Raw genomic sequence first — 16,090 nt, forward strand, 5'->3', positions numbered from 1 at the left:
CCTGCTGCTTTGCAGCACATCGGTTTTTGCCGGGCTGTTTGACGCGCCCGGCCGTTCGAACTTCATTCCTGCCGATCGGGCGTTTGTTTTCGATTTCCAGCAAAACCAGCACGACCTTACGCTCAACTGGCAGGTGAAAGAGGGCTATTACCTCTATCGCAAGCAGGTGAGCATTACGCCTGCTCAGGCCAGCGTGGGCGCATTACAAATGCCCTGGCGAGTGGCATGAAGATGAGTTTTACGGCAAAAGCGAAATCTATCGCCAGCGCCTGAGCGTGCCCGTTACGGTGAACCAGGCGGATAAAGGCGCGACCCTGACGGTGACCTACCAGGGATGCGCGGATGCCGGATTCTGCTATCCGCCGGAAACAAAGGTGGTTCCGCTTAGTGAGGTGAAAGCGTCGCCCACGATTTCCCCTCTTCCTTCAGGCGAGAAGCATGAGGATACCGCTGACCTTCCGTTCTCCGCGCTGTGGGCCTTACTGATTGGCATTGGCATTGCCTTTACCCTGCGTGCTGCCGATGTATCCGCTCATCTCTGGCATCGTACTGGGCGGCAAACAGCGCCTTTCCACCGCACGCGCGCTGCTGCTGGCCTTTATTTACGTGCAGGGTATGGCGCTGACCTACACGGCGCTCGGCCTTGTGGTCGCCGCTGCCGGGTTGCAGTTCCAGGCCGCACTTCAGCACCCGTACGTGCTGATTGGCCTGTCGGCGATATTTATCCTGCTGGCACTGTCGATGTTTGGCCTGTTCACGCTGCAGTTACCGTCAACTCTGCAAACCCGCTTAACGCTGATGAGCAATCGTCAGCAGGGTGGTTCGGCAGGCGGCGTGTTTATGATGGGGGCCATCGCCGGACTGATTTGCTCCCCTTGCACCACTGCCCGCTGAGCGCCATCCTGCTCTATATTGCCCAGAGCGGCAATCTGTGGCTCGGCGGCGGTACGCTGTACCTTTATGCGCTGGGCATGGGCCTGCCGCTCATTCTGGTCACGGTTTTTGGCAACCGCCTGCTGCCGAAGAGCGGCCGTGGATGGAGACGGTGAAAACCGCATTTGGTTTTGTGATTCTGGCGCTGCCGGTGTTTCTGCTGGAACGCATTACGGGTGACGTCTGGGGCACTCGCCTGTGGGGCGATGCTCGGCGTAGCGTTCTTCTCCTGGGCATTTATCGTCAGTCTGGGGGCCAAAAAAGCGTGGATGCGCCTGGTGCAAATTCTCCTGCTCGCGCCGCGCTGGTGAGCGTGCGTCTCTGCAGGATTGGGCGTTCGCTCGCCGTCGGCCAGACGCAGGCGCATTTGAACTTTATGCAGATTAAGAACGTCGATGAGCTCAACAGCGCGCTTGCGCAGGCGAAGGGCAAACCGGTGATGCTCGATCTCTATGCCGACTGGTGCGTCGCCTGCAAAGAGTTTGAAAAATACACCTTTAGCGATCCTCAGGTACAAAACGCCCTGAAAGAGACGGTTCTGCTCCAGGCGAACGTAACCGCCAATAATGCGCAGGATAAGGCTCTGCTGAAGCAGCTTAACGTGCTCGGGCTGCCAACCATCCTGTTCTTCAATCAGCAGGCTCAGGAGCAGCCAGAACAGCGTGTAACCGGGTTATGGATGCAGCAGCATTTAGCGCATTTGCGCAATCGCCAACCGTAAACAACACTTTAAACGGAACATACCGTTGGGAATAGCGGAGGAGATAACCGTGCAACGCGAAGACGTACTGGGACAAGCCCTGCAATTACTTGAGATTTATGGGATCGCCAGCACCACGCTTGAGATGGTAGCCGACCGTATCGATTACCCCCTGGATGATCTTAAGCGCTTCTGGCCGGATAAAGAGGCGCTCGTTTATGATGCTCTGCGCTATCTCAGCCAGCAGGTTGATATCTGGCGCAGGCAGCTGATGCTGAATGAAGAACTGACTGCGGAACAAAAGCTTCTGGCGCGCTATACCCGCCCTGACGGAATGTGTCAGCAACAACCGCTATCCGGGCTGCCTGTTTATTGCGGCCTGTACGTTCTATCCCGATCCCGACCATCCTGTCCATCAGTTGGCGGATCAGCAAAAACGGGCTGCGCATGACTTCACTCACGATGCTGCTTACCCGTCTTGAAGTGGATGACCCGGCAATGGTGGCGAAACAGATGGAGCTGGTGCTGGAGGGCTGCCTGAGCCGCATGCTGGTGAACCGGTAGTCAGGCCGATGTGGATACGGCGCACCGACTGGCGGAAGATATTCTGCGCTTTGCTCAGTGCCGTATGGGCGGGGCGTTAACGTAAGCGAACCTGTTAAATTTGACGTATTCGACGCGTAAACCATCAGATTGCCGCAAAGTTAAGCAATTGAACAGCTTTTCCCGAAATAATGTTGACGATAAGGCGCGATTGCGGTTTAATGCGCTCCGTTGCCCGGATAGCTCAGTCGGTAGAGCAGGGGATTGAAAATCCCCGTGTCCTTGGTTCGAATTCCGAGTCCGGGCACCACTATTATAAGAACCCAGCCTATGGCTGGGTTTTTGCTTTTCTGCGTTTATAAATCCCCTCCTTTAGTATTCTTGCTTCTTTTTACCGTGGGATCGTGCAGTCTGCCATGCCCGGTGGCGCTGCGCTTACCGGGCCTACAGGTTTTGTAGCCGGATAAGGCGAAGCCGTCATCCGGCATGATTTCTGGCGCACAAAGCAAAAAACCCCGCACCTTTCGGTACGGGGTTCTTCTTATTTGATGCCTGGCAGTTCCCTACTCTCACATGGGGAGACCCCACACTACCATCGGCGCTACGGCGTTTCACTTCTGAGTTCGGCATGGGGTCAGGTGGGACCACCGCGCTAAAGCCGCCAGGCAAATTCTGTTTAATCTGTATCAAGGCTGAATTTGATTGTTCGTCTCTTCGCCAAAACATCTTCGGCGTTGTAAGGTTAAGCCTCACGGTTCATTAGTATCGGTTAGCTCAACGCATCGCTGCGCTTACACACCCGACCTATCAACGTCGTCGTCTTCAACGTTCCTTCAGGAGACTTAAAGTCTCAGGGAGAACTCATCTCGGGGCAAGTTTCGTGCTTAGATGCTTTCAGCACTTATCTTTTCCGCATTTAGCTACCGGGCAGTGCCATTGGCATGACAACCCGAACACCAGTGATGCGTCCACTCCGGTCCTCTCGTACTAGGAGCAGCCCCCCTCAATTCTCCAGCGCCCACGGCAGATAGGGACCGAACTGTCTCACGACGTTCTAAACCCAGCTCGCGTACCACTTTAAATGGCGAACAGCCATACCCTTGGGACCTACTTCAGCCCCAGGATGTGATGAGCCGACATCGAGGTGCCAAACACCGCCGTCGATATGAACTCTTGGGCGGTATCAGCCTGTTATCCCCGGAGTACCTTTTATCCGTTGAGCGATGGCCCTTCCATTCAGAACCACCGGATCACTATGACCTGCTTTCGCACCTGCTCGAGCCGTCACTCTCGCAGTCAAGCTAGCTTATGCCATTGCACTAACCTCCTGATGTCCGACCAGGATTAGCTAACCTTCGTGCTCCTCCGTTACTCTTTGGGAGGAGACCGCCCCAGTCAAACTACCCACCAGACACTGTCCGCAACCCGGATCACGGGTCTACGTTAGAACACCAGCCATTAAAGGGTGGTATTTCAAGGACGGCTCCATGCAGACTGGCGTCCACACTTCAAAGCCTCCACCTATCCTACACATCAAGGACCAGTGTTCAGTGTCAAGCTATAGTAAAGGTTCACGGGGTCTTTCCGTCTTGCCGCGGGTACACTGCATCTTCACAGCGAGTTCAATTTCACTGAGTCTCGGGTGGAGACAGCCTGGCCATCATTACGCCATTCGTGCAGGTCGGAACTTACCCGACAAGGAATTTCGCTACCTTAGGACCGTTATAGTTACGGCCGCCGTTTACCGGGGCTTCGATCAAGAGCTTCGCGTTGCCGCTAACCCCATCAATTAACCTTCCGGCACCGGGCAGGCGTCACACCGTATACGTCCACTTTCGTGTTTGCACAGTGCTGTGTTTTTAATAAACAGTTGCAGCCAGCTGGTATCTTCGACTGATTTCAGCTCCACCCGCAGGGGCTTCACCTACATATCAGCGTGCCTTCTCCCGAAGTTACGGCACCATTTTGCCTAGTTCCTTCACCCGAGTTCTCTCAAGCGCCTTGGTATTCTCTACCTGACCACCTGTGTCGGTTTGGGGTACGATTTGATGTTACCTGATGCTTAGAGGCTTTTCCTGGAAGCAGGGCATTTGTTACTTCAGCACCGTAGTGCCTCGTCATCACACCTCAGCGTTAAAAGGTACCGGATTTACCTGGAACCTCCGCCTACATGCTTAAACCGGGACAACCGTCGCCCGGCTAACATAGCCTTCTCCGTCCCCCCTTCGCAGTAACACCAAGTACAGGAATATTAACCTGTTTCCCATCGACTACGCCTTTCGGCCTCGCCTTAGGGGTCGACTCACCCTGCCCCGATTAACGTTGGACAGGAACCCTTGGTCTTCCGGCGAGCGGGCTTTTCACCCGCTTTATCGTTACTTATGTCAGCATTCGCACTTCTGATACCTCCAGCAACCCTCACAGGCCACCTTCAACGGCTTACAGAACGCTCCCCTACCCAACAACACATAGTGTCGCTGCCGCAGCTTCGGTGCATGGTTTAGCCCCGTTACATCTTCCGCGCAGGCCGACTCGACCAGTGAGCTATTACGCTTTCTTTAAATGATGGCTGCTTCTAAGCCAACATCCTGGCTGTCTGTGCCTTCCCACATCGTTTCCCACTTAACCATGACTTTGGGACCTTAGCTGGCGGTCTGGGTTGTTTCCCTCTTCACGACGGACGTTAGCACCCGCCGTGTGTCTCCCGTGATAACATTCTTCGGTATTCGTAGTTTGCATCGGGTTGGTAAGCCGGGATGGCCCCCTAGCCGAAACAGTGCTCTACCCCCGAAGATGAGTTCACGAGGCGCTACCTAAATAGCTTTCGGGGAGAACCAGCTATCTCCCGGTTTGATTGGCCTTTCACCCCCAGCCACAAGTCATCCGCTAATTTTTCAACATTAGTCGGTTCGGTCCTCCAGTTAGTGTTACCCAACCTTCAACCTGCCCATGGCTAGATCACCGGGTTTCGGGTCTATACCCTGCAACTTAACGCCCAGTTAAGACTCGGTTTCCCTTCGGCTCCCCTATACGGTTAACCTTGCTACAGAATATAAGTCGCTGACCCATTATACAAAAGGTACGCAGTCACACCACGAAGGTGCTCCCACTGCTTGTACGTACACGGTTTCAGGTTCTTTTTCACTCCCCTCGCCGGGGTTCTTTTCGCCTTTCCCTCACGGTACTGGTTCACTATCGGTCAGTCAGGAGTATTTAGCCTTGGAGGATGGTCCCCCCATATTCAGACAGGATACCACGTGTCCCGCCCTACTCTTCGAGTTCACAACCTGTGCATTTTCGTGTACGGGACTGTCACCCTGTACCGTGCGACTTTCCAGACGCTTCCACTAACACACAAGCTGATTCAGACTCTGGGCTGCTCCCCGTTCGCTCGCCGCTACTGGGGGAATCTCGGTTGATTTCTTTTCCTCGGGTACTTAGATGTTTCAGTTCCCCCGGTTCGCCTCGTTAACCTATGTATTCAGTTAACGATAGTGCAACGAATTGCACTGGGTTTCCCCATTCGGACATCGCCGGGTCAAAGGTTCATATCACCTCGCCGGCGCTTTTCGCAGATTAGCACGTCCTTCATCGCCTCTGACTGCCAGGGCATCCACCGTGTACGCTTAGTCGCTTAACCTCACAACCCGAAGATGTTTCACTTCTGATTGCGAAAATTTGAGAGACTCGAACACACCATTAAGATGTGTCGTTTCAATTTTCAGCTTGATCCAGATTTTTAAAGAGCAAATATCTCAAACGTGACTCGTAAGTCAGTTTTGAGATATGACGGCAGGTGACTTTCACTCACGAACCAGCAAGTGGCGTCCCTAGGGATTCGAACCCCTGTTACCGCCGTGAAAGGGCGGTGTCCTGGGCCTCTAGACGAAGGGACACTGAAGTCTCAATCGCAAGACGCCTTGCTATTTACTTTTCATCAGACAATCTGTGTGAGCACTACAAAGGCAGGTTCTTTAAGGTAAGGAGGTGATCCAACCGCAGGTTCCCCTACGGTTACCTTGTTACGACTTCACCCCAGTCATGAATCACAAAGTGGTAAGCGCCCTCCCGAAGGTTAAGCTACCTACTTCTTTTGCAACCCACTCCCATGGTGTGACGGGCGGTGTGTACAAGGCCCGGGAACGTATTCACCGTAGCATTCTGATCTACGATTACTAGCGATTCCGACTTCATGGAGTCGAGTTGCAGACTCCAATCCGGACTACGACGCACTTTATGAGGTCCGCTTGCTCTCGCGAGGTCGCTTCTCTTTGTATGCGCCATTGTAGCACGTGTGTAGCCCTACTCGTAAGGGCCATGATGACTTGACGTCATCCCCACCTTCCTCCAGTTTATCACTGGCAGTCTCCTTTGAGTTCCCGGCCGGACCGCTGGCAACAAAGGATAAGGGTTGCGCTCGTTGCGGGACTTAACCCAACATTTCACAACACGAGCTGACGACAGCCATGCAGCACCTGTCTCAGAGTTCCCGAAGGCACCAATCCATCTCTGGAAAGTTCTCTGGATGTCAAGAGTAGGTAAGGTTCTTCGCGTTGCATCGAATTAAACCACATGCTCCACCGCTTGTGCGGGCCCCCGTCAATTCATTTGAGTTTTAACCTTGCGGCCGTACTCCCCAGGCGGTCGACTTAACGCGTTAGCTCCGGAAGCCACGCCTCAAGGGCACAACCTCCAAGTCGACATCGTTTACGGCGTGGACTACCAGGGTATCTAATCCTGTTTGCTCCCCACGCTTTCGCACCTGAGCGTCAGTCTTTGTCCAGGGGGCCGCCTTCGCCACCGGTATTCCTCCAGATCTCTACGCATTTCACCGCTACACCTGGAATTCTACCCCCCTCTACAAGACTCTAGCCTGCCAGTTTCGAATGCAGTTCCCAGGTTGAGCCCGGGGATTTCACATCCGACTTGACAGACCGCCTGCGTGCGCTTTACGCCCAGTAATTCCGATTAACGCTTGCACCCTCCGTATTACCGCGGCTGCTGGCACGGAGTTAGCCGGTGCTTCTTCTGCGGGTAACGTCAATTGCTGAGGTTATTAACCTCAACACCTTCCTCCCCGCTGAAAGTACTTTACAACCCGAAGGCCTTCTTCATACACGCGGCATGGCTGCATCAGGCTTGCGCCCATTGTGCAATATTCCCCACTGCTGCCTCCCGTAGGAGTCTGGACCGTGTCTCAGTTCCAGTGTGGCTGGTCATCCTCTCAGACCAGCTAGGGATCGTCGCCTAGGTGAGCCGTTACCCCACCTACTAGCTAATCCCATCTGGGCACATCTGATGGCAAGAGGCCCGAAGGTCCCCCTCTTTGGTCTTGCGACGTTATGCGGTATTAGCTACCGTTTCCAGTAGTTATCCCCCTCCATCAGGCAGTTTCCCAGACATTACTCACCCGTCCGCCGCTCGCCGGCAAAGTAGCAAGCTACTTTCCGCTGCCGCTCGACTTGCATGTGTTAGGCCTGCCGCCAGCGTTCAATCTGAGCCATGATCAAACTCTTCAATTTAAGTTTGATGCTCGTGAATTAAACTTCGTAATGAATTACGTATGTTCACTCAGAGACTTGGTATTCATTTTTCGTCCGAGGACGTTAAGAATCCATGTCACTTTGAGTGCCCACACAGATTGTCTGATAAATTGTTAAAGAGCAGTGCAACGCGGCTTTCGCTCACCGTTGCGAGGTGGCGTATATTACGCTTTCCTCTCTCAGAGTCAACCCGTTATTTCAGGATTTTTTCTCTTCAACCGACCGGGCTGTTTGTGAAGTGATTCACATCCGCCGTGTCGATGGAGGCGCATTATAGGTAGTTCGCGAACGACCGCAACCGAAAAGTTGCAAAAAAATGACTGACTGCTGCATTCCCCAGCAAAACCCCGCCTTATACCCATTTATGCACAAAGTTATCCACAATCCTGCACGGATCCCAATGCGATCCCACGAATTGAGCGGGAAGATCAACTATACTGGCGGCAAATACTCTTCTCTGTGCAGGCCGCTTCATGACCACACAACGCCTCATCCGTGACTGGCGTCTCCCTACCGCTGGGTTGATGCTGCTGGCAATTCTCTTTGCCGGTTTTACCCTGCATACGCACTGGAACGCCTTTATCCAGTGGTGTCTTGCCACGCAAATTACCCTGCACCGCTATCTGGTGATGTACCTGCTGCAGTTGAATAACCACCAGTACAGCGGCGGATTATGGTTGTTAACGGGGGCTTTCCTTTATGGCGTACTCCACGCCATTGGCCCCGGGCACGGAAAATTCATCGTGACGACCTATCTGACCACCAATAAGGAAAGCGAGCTGGCCGCCCGAGTTGTCCCCTTCCTGGGTAGCCTGATGCAGGGCGTCAGCGCCATTCTGTTTGTCTTTATCCTGGCGGTAGGATTTAACCTCGCCTCAGGGGATATCAGTACCAGCCGCTGGTACGTGGAGAAGATCAGCGCAGTGCTTATTGGCGCATTCGGCGCATTCGTCATTTACCGGGCGCTGAAGAGCCTGCGCCCGCGCAGGATGTCTGTCTCTGCCATTAAGCCCCTTCATCAGCACGACGAACACTGTGGCTGCGGCCATCACGGCGTAGGTGCAGACCTGACGCAGGGCGACTGGAAAACCCGTCTGGGCGTGATACTGGCGATCGGTGCACGCCCGTGCAGCGGGGCAATCATGATCCTGATGTTCTCCAACGCGCTGGGCATTGTTACCTGGGGGATGGCCGCGGTCATGACTATGTCTCTGGGAACCGCGCTCTCTATTATGGGGCTTTCACTGGCTGTACGTCACGCCCGCGAACGCACGGTGACCTGGTTCGGAGAAAGCGCCTCATTAAGATGGCTGGTGCCGGCCGTCAAAATAGCCGGAGGGATAGTCCTGATCCTGTTCGCGACGGTGCTGTTCCTGACGGTGATCCCCATCAGCGCCAATGGCGACTACATCGCCGCAGGATGCTAATAAAAGAAAACCCGCCAGCGGCGGGTTTTTTGTTACTCATTGATGCGTGGATGCTGATCCACCAGTCGGGAACGTTTTTTCTGCAGCTCTTCAATCTCGGCGTCAATATCCTCAATCTTCTGCTCTACATTATCGTAGTGCTCACGGAGGATCTCTTTCGCTTCCTGGATATCCGATGCCGCAGGCGTTGCGCCTTTCAGAGGGCGATTCGCCGTCTCCTTCATAGTAATACCGGTAATCAAACCAATCACCGCGATCACCATCAGGTAATAAGCAGGCATCATCAGGTTCTGCGTGCTCTCCACCAGCGAGGCGGCAAGCGTCGGGGTCAGACCGGCAATCAGCACCGAGATGTTGAAGGCCGCGGCCAGCGCGCTGTAGCGAATATGGGTCGGGAACATCGCGGGCAGCGTTGAGGCCATCACCCCGATAAAGCAGTTAAGGATCACCGCCAGCATCAGCAGACCGGCAAAAATCAGCCCCAGTACATTACTGTTGATCAGAATAAATGCCGGGATGGCGAGGGCAAACAGCGCAACGCTTCCCAGAATAATGAACGGTCGACGACCAAAGCGGTCACTCAACAGGCCCATAATCGGCTGCACAAACAGCATACCCACCATGATGGCGATAATGATCAGCACACCGTGATCTTCCGAGTAGTGCAGATTATGCGACAGATAGCTCGGCATGTAGGTCAGCAGCATGTAATAGGTCACGTTGGTGGAGATCACCAGACCGATACAGACCAGCAGGCTTCGCCAGTGCTTAGTGGCAATCTCTTTGAACGATACCTTCGGACCGTCCTGCAGCCCTTCGCGGTCACCCTGCTCCAGCTTATCAACGTGCTGCTGGAACGCAGGCGTCTCTTCAAGCGCATGACGCAGGTAGAGACCAATGATCCCCAGCGGCAGTGCCAGGAAGAATGGGATACGCCAGCCCCAGTCGAGGAAGTTCTCTTCCCCCACCACGGTTGAAATCAGGACCACCACACCCGCGCCCAGGACAAAACCGGCAATGGAGCCGAAGTCCAGCCAGCTTCCCATAAACCCGCGCTTACGATCAGGAGAATACTCGGCAACGAAGATCGAGGCGCCAGTATATTCACCGCCCACGGAGAAGCCCTGTGCCATCTTACAGATCAGCAGCAGAATCGGCGCCCAAATGCCGATAGTGGCGTAAGACGGTATAAGGCCGATACAGAATGTACTGATCGACATAATGACGATGGTGATAGCCAGGATCTTCTGACGACCATATTTATCACCGAGCATACCGAAGAACAGACCACCCAGCGGGCGAATCAGGAAGGGAACGGAGAACGTACCCAGTGCCGCAATCATCTGCAGGCTGGGATCGGCCCCGGGGAAAAACACTTTACCTAACGCATAGGCCACAAAGCCGTAGACACCAAAATCGAACCATTCCATCGCATTACCGAGCGAGGCTGCGGTAATCGCTTTACGCAGTTTGGCGTCATCAATAATGGTGACGTCGCGAAGCGTGATGGGTTTAATCTTTTTCCTTCTCAGCATAGCTATCCTCGTTGACTCGGCCCTGTCTGTTTCACAGTCCAGCGTGCGTTCTGTGAACCATGGGATCCGCTCCATGCGAATCGCCTTATTCAAGCGTAGCAGGTTTACTTACATTGACGTTTTACGTCGATACAACCGAACCTGTTGACGCCTGCCTGGGCAGTTAATGACCTTTTTACCCTACCAGCGTTTATATTTGTGATCAACTTCACACATATTTCAGCAACAGGTCAACTCAGTCCAGTATTTGTCAATCAGTGCAAATAAGCCCTTTCTCATCCCCGCCTCATGAGCTCTCTCACGCACGTCATGAGTTCTTTCGCAACAAAAAAACAAACCACGTTTACTCACATTCAATTTACATAAATTTTCTTCATCAGGAAGCCGCCGATAGTTTTACATTGAATATGTGACAAAGATAACTAAAACGATGTTTTATTTTGATTGAATCAATATTCCAATGATCGCATGATAAATCCGAATACAGCATTTCATGTGTTTTCTAAGAAAGTTAATCGAGAGAAAACATTTATTTTCCTGGCAGGGTTATCGAGAAACACCTCTCAAAAACAAATGCCAATCAATTGAATTTATTGACTAATTTTTAACACCGAACGCCCGTCCTGCGGGGTCAGATGTGAGGATTGTCCATGAAGATTAAAGCCACGATAGAACGCATACCCGGCGGTATGATGCTGGTTCCGCTGGTGCTGGGCGCCATCCTGAATACCCTTGCCCCTGATACCGGGGCATATTTTGGTGGTTTCACAAAAGGCATGATAACGGGCACGGTTCCAATTCTTGCCGTCTGGTTTTTTTGTATCGGTGCATCCATTAATTTGCGGGCGACCGGTACCGTATTACGGAAATCCGGCACGCTGGTAATAACCAAAATAGCGGTAGCCTGGGCGGTGGCGATGATATGCGCGATGTTCATCCCGGAGAATGGAATTCAGACCGGGTTCTTCGCGGGGTTATCGGTGCTGGCGATTGTCTCCGCGATGGATATGACTAACGGCGGATTGTACGCCAGCCTGATGAACCAGTACGGGACGAAAGAAGAGTCCGGCGCATTTGTCTTGATGTCTCTCGAATCAGGCCCGCTGATGACGATGCTGATCCTGGGGTCAGCTGGCCTGGCCTCTTTTGAACCCCACCACTTTGTCGGCGCAATCCTGCCCTTCCTGATCGGCTTTGCCCTTGGCAACCTCGATCACGATCTGCGTGATTTCTTCAGCAAAGCCACGCCGGTGCTGATCCCGTTCTTCGGCTTTGCGCTAGGGAACACCATCAACCTGAAGGTTATCCTTGATACCGGCCTGCTGGGTATTGTGCTGGGTGTCGCCGTAATCGTCATTACCGGTATTCCGCTGATCGTTGCCGACCGCGTGATCGGGGGAGGAAACGGCACGGCGGGCGTCGCCGCCTCTTCAGCCGCAGGCGCTGCCGTCGCCAACCCGGTGATTATTGCCCAGATTAACCCGGCCTTCGAACCGGTAGCCGCTTCAGCGACGGCGCTGGTTGCCGCCAGCGTGATTGTCACTGCGCTACTGGTGCCGATCATCACGGCGCTATATGCGAAACGCTACGCCAATGCCCCCGAGCAGAATATCGAACGAAAAGCGGTCGAACTCCGCCATTAACACACTGCACCAAACCATCCCCTCTTCCCTGCGGGGAGAGGGTGAGGGGTAAGGGATTTACCCAAAAATCTCTTCTACCATCCCGTCCACCAGCCGTTTTGCCGAACAGAGCCTCGGCATCCCCAGTGCGACGGTCTGCCAGTTTTGCGTCACTGACCAACTCACCGGATGCTTATCCGCCTGACACCAGTCCCCCAGCCAGCCCAGCATGTCTTTATGATCGATCGATCCGGGAGAAGCAGGCGCTGTCAGCCACTGGTGATAAAAATGGCGGGTCGTGGGTGAGGCATTAATGCCCTGCGCCAGATAGTTAGCCGCCATGCTGCGCAGGTTATCCTTAAGCATGGCCGCCACATCTTCTTTCGCGAGGCGGCATGCGTCGCCAAATGCTCCCCAGCGCAGCTCTTCCAGAACGATAAAACAGCGCCCGGCCAGCGACCAGCCATCATAATGTCCGGCCCGCCAGCGGGTAAAAATTTGCTCGCTGTGCTCACCCGCCTGCACCGTTAGCCCGCGCTGGGTCAGCGCCTTTTCTTTCCAGGCTGCGCGTTGGGTAAAATGAGACACGAGATCGGCGTACTGCTGCGTCAGTCCGGGAGACTGCAGGGTGCGTGGGTGAGTCTGCTGACGCAGCGCAATCAGCTTCTCTGCCATCAGCGTCAGCGCGAGATGGCCCGGATCAAGCATCCCGGCCAGCTTTTCCGCCAGCCCCAGGCGCAGCGCCGCATTTTCATTGAGCATCCCCGCCATCGCCCAGGGGCGTAGCCGGGTATGCGTCATGATTTCCTGCGTCAAACGCTCGCGAAACTGCAGCTGCTGTGGTCCCAGGCGAGGATGACGCGCCGCGTCTCCCCCCTGCACCAGATCGACCATAAATTTTGGATTAATACACTCCAGCGTTCGCCCGGGGCCGTCCAGTAGTGGTGTTGTCATGGTTGCTCTGCCGCGAATAGAGTTTGAATATCATCGCGTAACAGTCGGGTATCTTCCTGTATCCACGTCGCAGTAGTGATGCTTTGCTTCAACAACTGGCAGAGCGCTCGGGTTGAGTGCTCATTTTGCTGACGCACTGCGAGGCTATCACGCAAGCTTTCCTGTAACCCGGTCAGGCACAACGAAAATTCTGCAAAGAACGTCGCCATTCCTGCCGTAACAGAGACATCGACCTGCGCGGACAAAGCTTTACGTATTTGTTCACAAAACTGATCAATATGTTGCTTAAATTTGTCATGTAGCTGCGCAATGTCGATAACATAGCGCGTGCGCGTTTCCACATACTCGTCCCAGCCCCAGCCAGGATTATTAAGCCAGCGAGAGACCGTTTCGCGCATGCTGCTCCCGCCGGAAGGCGGGGCGGCCTGGCTGTCGTCCTGCGCAATCGCATCGTTAAACAGCGCTCGCGTATTGAAGTTAAGCTGGCTTGCCTGAAACGCCGGGAAGCTGATCCGCGCCCGAAAACCCGCATGGCTCAGATGCTCTTTAATACGCGTTTCAATGGGACGCATGGCTTCGTTAAGAGAACGCGCCAGCGTGGACTCCAGCTGATCGAAGCGTAACGCCAGCTCCCGGCCGATCTTCGTCTGGGCATCCAGCATCACCCGCTCGCAGGAGGCGCGTAATTTACTCAGCGCAATCTGCGCCTGCCCTTCATCATCCAGCACCAGCTGCTTCACCCTCTCACCGCGAAGTTGCTGCCGTTCGGTGCCTGCCGAATCAAGAATCGGGGGCGTGCTGAACACCTGGTCAATCGCCTGGTGAAGCGCGGTTTTTTGGGATCCCATAAAGTCCGCGGTGGCGTTCAGCGCTTCCTCAACCTCGTGTTTCACCTCATCGCTCACCACGCGCTGACGCGTCTGCAAAAGCGCCATGTCCTCTTCCAGACGTGCGATATTCAGCTCCAGCGCCTCAAAGGCCACCGTCAGCCCCTGATAGCGGAAATCGAGATACTCTCGGGCGTTTTGCGCGTAGTTAAGAAGCTTATGCGAGGCTGAACGCAGCGCGTAGAGCGAGGCATTGGCATAGGCGGCGTAAATCAGTTTCCGTATCGGTTGCTCGAAGAGCGAATCTTCCCAGAGCAAATCGGCAGAATGTCGGATATGGTCGATATCGTCCAGGTCCGCCGTACGCCAGCGTCGCCCGAGCGCCGCTTCGGCAAAATCCTGCACCCAGGGTTGCTCCTGATGATCCGGCAGTCGTCCATGCGAACTTAGCTCATAGCGCGCGCGGTTGGCCAGATACGCCCACATGGACGACACGGGGTAAATCTGGCCGGGCGAAATATTGCCTTTCATTAAGGTGCCGGAGATCATCGCCCGAATCTGTTCTTCATCATCGCTATTGCGATCTTTCTGATCGAATTTATTGACCAGCGCATACAGCGGCACCGATTTTCCCGCTGCGGAAATGGCCTGGCGGACTTCTTCATCAGAGATGGATTTAAGCTGGGTATAATCCATCACGGCCAACACCGCCGATGCGCGGGAGAGTTGCTCGCTGAGCATTTTTTGCAGATGCGGCTGTCCGGCCTCGTTCGGCCCGGGCGTGTCGAGCAGCGTCAACTGCCCGAGGTGGGCATCCAGGCCCGCAAGATGCACGAACTCCACTTCAATGACCGGGATATGTTCAATAGCCGTATATTCAGAGAACGGAAACTCCACACCCAGCGCCTGGGAAAGTCTCACCAGATCGTTGAGGCTTTTCAGACAATGAAATATCGGCTGCGCGCCCAGGTGATGCTTCTCAAACGCTTCCCCTTTTTCAATGCGCTCCAGCAGCGTATTCATGTCTTTATCAATTTCCAGACGCTGGGCCAGCTTCCCGCGGTCGTAATCACAGAGCTGTTTCTGAAGCAGTTGGATCAATTCATCAATCGGGGAGGCATGAGAGAAATGCAGCACCGGTTCCTTCTGACCCGGCGTGTGGCGAATCAACGTCGGAAGCGCCGTCATTGGACGATTGCGGTTCGGCAACACTTCGGTACCCACAATCGCATTAATGGTGGTCGATTTCCCCGCTTTCATGGTGCCAACAATGGCCAGGACCATTTCCAGCCGGGTTATTTTGCGTAATTCATTATTCAGCATCGCCTGCTGGGCGTCGACACCGCGCGCGCTAAAATGCAAAGGTAAAACGTTGTTTGTTTCGCCAGTAATAGCAGCCTCTGTGCTCTCCAGCATCTCAGTGGGCATTGATTTCAACGTATCAAGATTTTGCAGGGCAAGCTGTAACAAACGCTCGGCTTCCTGGCTTAATTCAAAAATGGTCTGTGTGTGCATGATAAAAGCCTTTCCTTAACGCAAATTTATTACTTTTATTAAGCCACTGGTTTTAATTATGTTGTTCAGGCTTATATGATCACGTGTGGAAAACATGTTCGCCGAAATATAACTGATTGAAGATAATCAGGAATAATTCCCTATCCTTGCATGGCGTGTAGAACTCTTCTCCAGGCCTGATAGCCAAAAGAAAAAAGCGTAGCCCATTTTTAAGAAACTTCAGGATATATCACCATTATTTACCCACCTAAAAAGAGAGGTAATGCACCACTGCCATAAGATATGTATGGCAGCAAAGTCCGGAGATAAATAACAATGTGTCGCTTCACCTTATCCGAAATGGCAGAGCGTAGCAATTTGCTGCAATAAAATATTCGATATATTTATCGTCATTTCTTCCCACCGTGTTAATGGACATAAGCTTCGCGTAACTGACTGACAGAACGTGTCACTCCCGATACGCTTTTTGGCTTTTTTAATTCACAATATCA

At 53.7% G+C, this 16,090-nt stretch carries 5 protein-coding genes, 2 tRNA genes, 3 rRNA genes and 2 pseudogenes; 5 read left to right on the forward strand and 7 right to left on the reverse strand.

The features are described 5' to 3' along the window. Nucleotide 1: 1 nt before the first annotated feature. The 3 genes and pseudogenes from PI91_RS19755 (at nucleotide 2) to PI91_RS19765 (ending at nucleotide 2,486) form a co-directional block, all read left to right on the forward strand. A pseudogene (locus PI91_RS19755) lies at nucleotides 2-1,654 on the forward strand (protein-disulfide reductase DsbD). Nucleotides 1,655-1,703: 49 nt separating this feature from the next. Then, nucleotides 1,704-2,282, forward strand: a pseudogene (locus PI91_RS19760) (transcriptional regulator). 127 nt (nucleotides 2,283-2,409) lie between these two features. Continuing rightward, nucleotides 2,410-2,486, forward strand: a tRNA-Phe gene (locus PI91_RS19765). Nucleotides 2,487-2,726: 240 nt separating this feature from the next. On the opposite strand, the gene rrf is transcribed toward PI91_RS19765, so the two are convergent. From rrf to PI91_RS19785, 4 genes are all read right to left on the reverse strand, one after another. Beyond that, a 5S ribosomal RNA gene (gene rrf / locus PI91_RS19770) occupies nucleotides 2,727-2,842 on the reverse strand. 72 nt (nucleotides 2,843-2,914) lie between these two features. Next, nucleotides 2,915-5,816: ribosomal RNA gene (locus PI91_RS19775) — 23S ribosomal RNA — on the reverse strand. A 182-nt stretch (nucleotides 5,817-5,998) separates the two neighbouring features. Further along, nucleotides 5,999-6,071 (reverse strand) — tRNA-Glu (locus tag PI91_RS19780). Nucleotides 6,072-6,156: 85 nt separating this feature from the next. Beyond that, nucleotides 6,157-7,698, reverse strand: a 16S ribosomal RNA gene (locus tag PI91_RS19785). Together the 16S, 23S and 5S rRNA genes with 1 tRNA gene alongside form the textbook arrangement of a ribosomal RNA operon. 494 nt (nucleotides 7,699-8,192) lie before the next feature. Here PI91_RS19785 and PI91_RS19790 point away from each other — a divergent pair. Beyond that, nucleotides 8,193-9,146, forward strand: a complete 954-nt coding sequence (locus PI91_RS19790; protein ID WP_039266958.1) for a nickel/cobalt transporter — start codon at nucleotides 8,193-8,195, stop codon at nucleotides 9,144-9,146. A gap of 32 nt (nucleotides 9,147-9,178) precedes the next feature. Here the strand turns inward: PI91_RS19790 and proP are convergent, their stop codons facing one another. Then, nucleotides 9,179-10,681, reverse strand: coding sequence for a glycine betaine/L-proline transporter ProP (gene proP / locus PI91_RS19795; protein ID WP_008500072.1), 1,503 nt, complete (start codon nucleotides 10,679-10,681; stop codon nucleotides 9,179-9,181). A gap of 650 nt (nucleotides 10,682-11,331) precedes the next feature. On the opposite strand from proP, the gene kdgT reads away from it, so the two are divergent. Then, nucleotides 11,332-12,324 carry a 2-keto-3-deoxygluconate transporter gene (kdgT, locus tag PI91_RS19800; RefSeq protein WP_008500071.1) on the forward strand — a complete coding sequence of 331 codons (993 nt, stop codon included), beginning with the start codon at nucleotides 11,332-11,334 and terminating at the stop codon, nucleotides 12,322-12,324. Between the two features lie 57 nt (nucleotides 12,325-12,381). Here kdgT and PI91_RS19805 read toward each other — a convergent pair whose 3' ends face one another. Then, nucleotides 12,382-13,257, reverse strand: coding sequence for a diguanylate cyclase regulator RdcB family protein (locus PI91_RS19805; protein WP_008500070.1), 876 nt, complete (start codon nucleotides 13,255-13,257; stop codon nucleotides 12,382-12,384). Continuing rightward, nucleotides 13,254-15,599, reverse strand: coding sequence for a clamp-binding protein CrfC (gene crfC, locus PI91_RS19810; protein WP_021242912.1), 2,346 nt, complete (start codon nucleotides 15,597-15,599; stop codon nucleotides 13,254-13,256). The genes PI91_RS19805 and crfC overlap by 4 nt, the downstream gene beginning before the upstream one ends. Nucleotides 15,600-16,090 lie beyond the last annotated feature (491 nt).

This window comes from Enterobacter sp. FB, assembly GCF_000805795.1.
Taxonomy (GTDB): domain Bacteria; phylum Pseudomonadota; class Gammaproteobacteria; order Enterobacterales; family Enterobacteriaceae; genus Enterobacter; species Enterobacter roggenkampii.

Coding starts and splice junctions, on each gene's coding strand:
- kdgT (WP_008500071.1), top strand. CDS start 11,332: ATGAAGATTAAAGCCACGATAGAACGCATACCCGGCGGTATGATGCTG.
- crfC (WP_021242912.1), bottom strand. CDS start 15,599: ATGCACACACAGACCATTTTTGAATTAAGCCAGGAAGCCGAGCGTTTG.
- PI91_RS19790 (WP_039266958.1), top strand. CDS start 8,193: ATGACCACACAACGCCTCATCCGTGACTGGCGTCTCCCTACCGCTGGG.
- PI91_RS19805 (WP_008500070.1), bottom strand. CDS start 13,257: ATGACAACACCACTACTGGACGGCCCCGGGCGAACGCTGGAGTGTATT.
- proP (WP_008500072.1), bottom strand. CDS start 10,681: ATGCTGAGAAGGAAAAAGATTAAACCCATCACGCTTCGCGACGTCACC.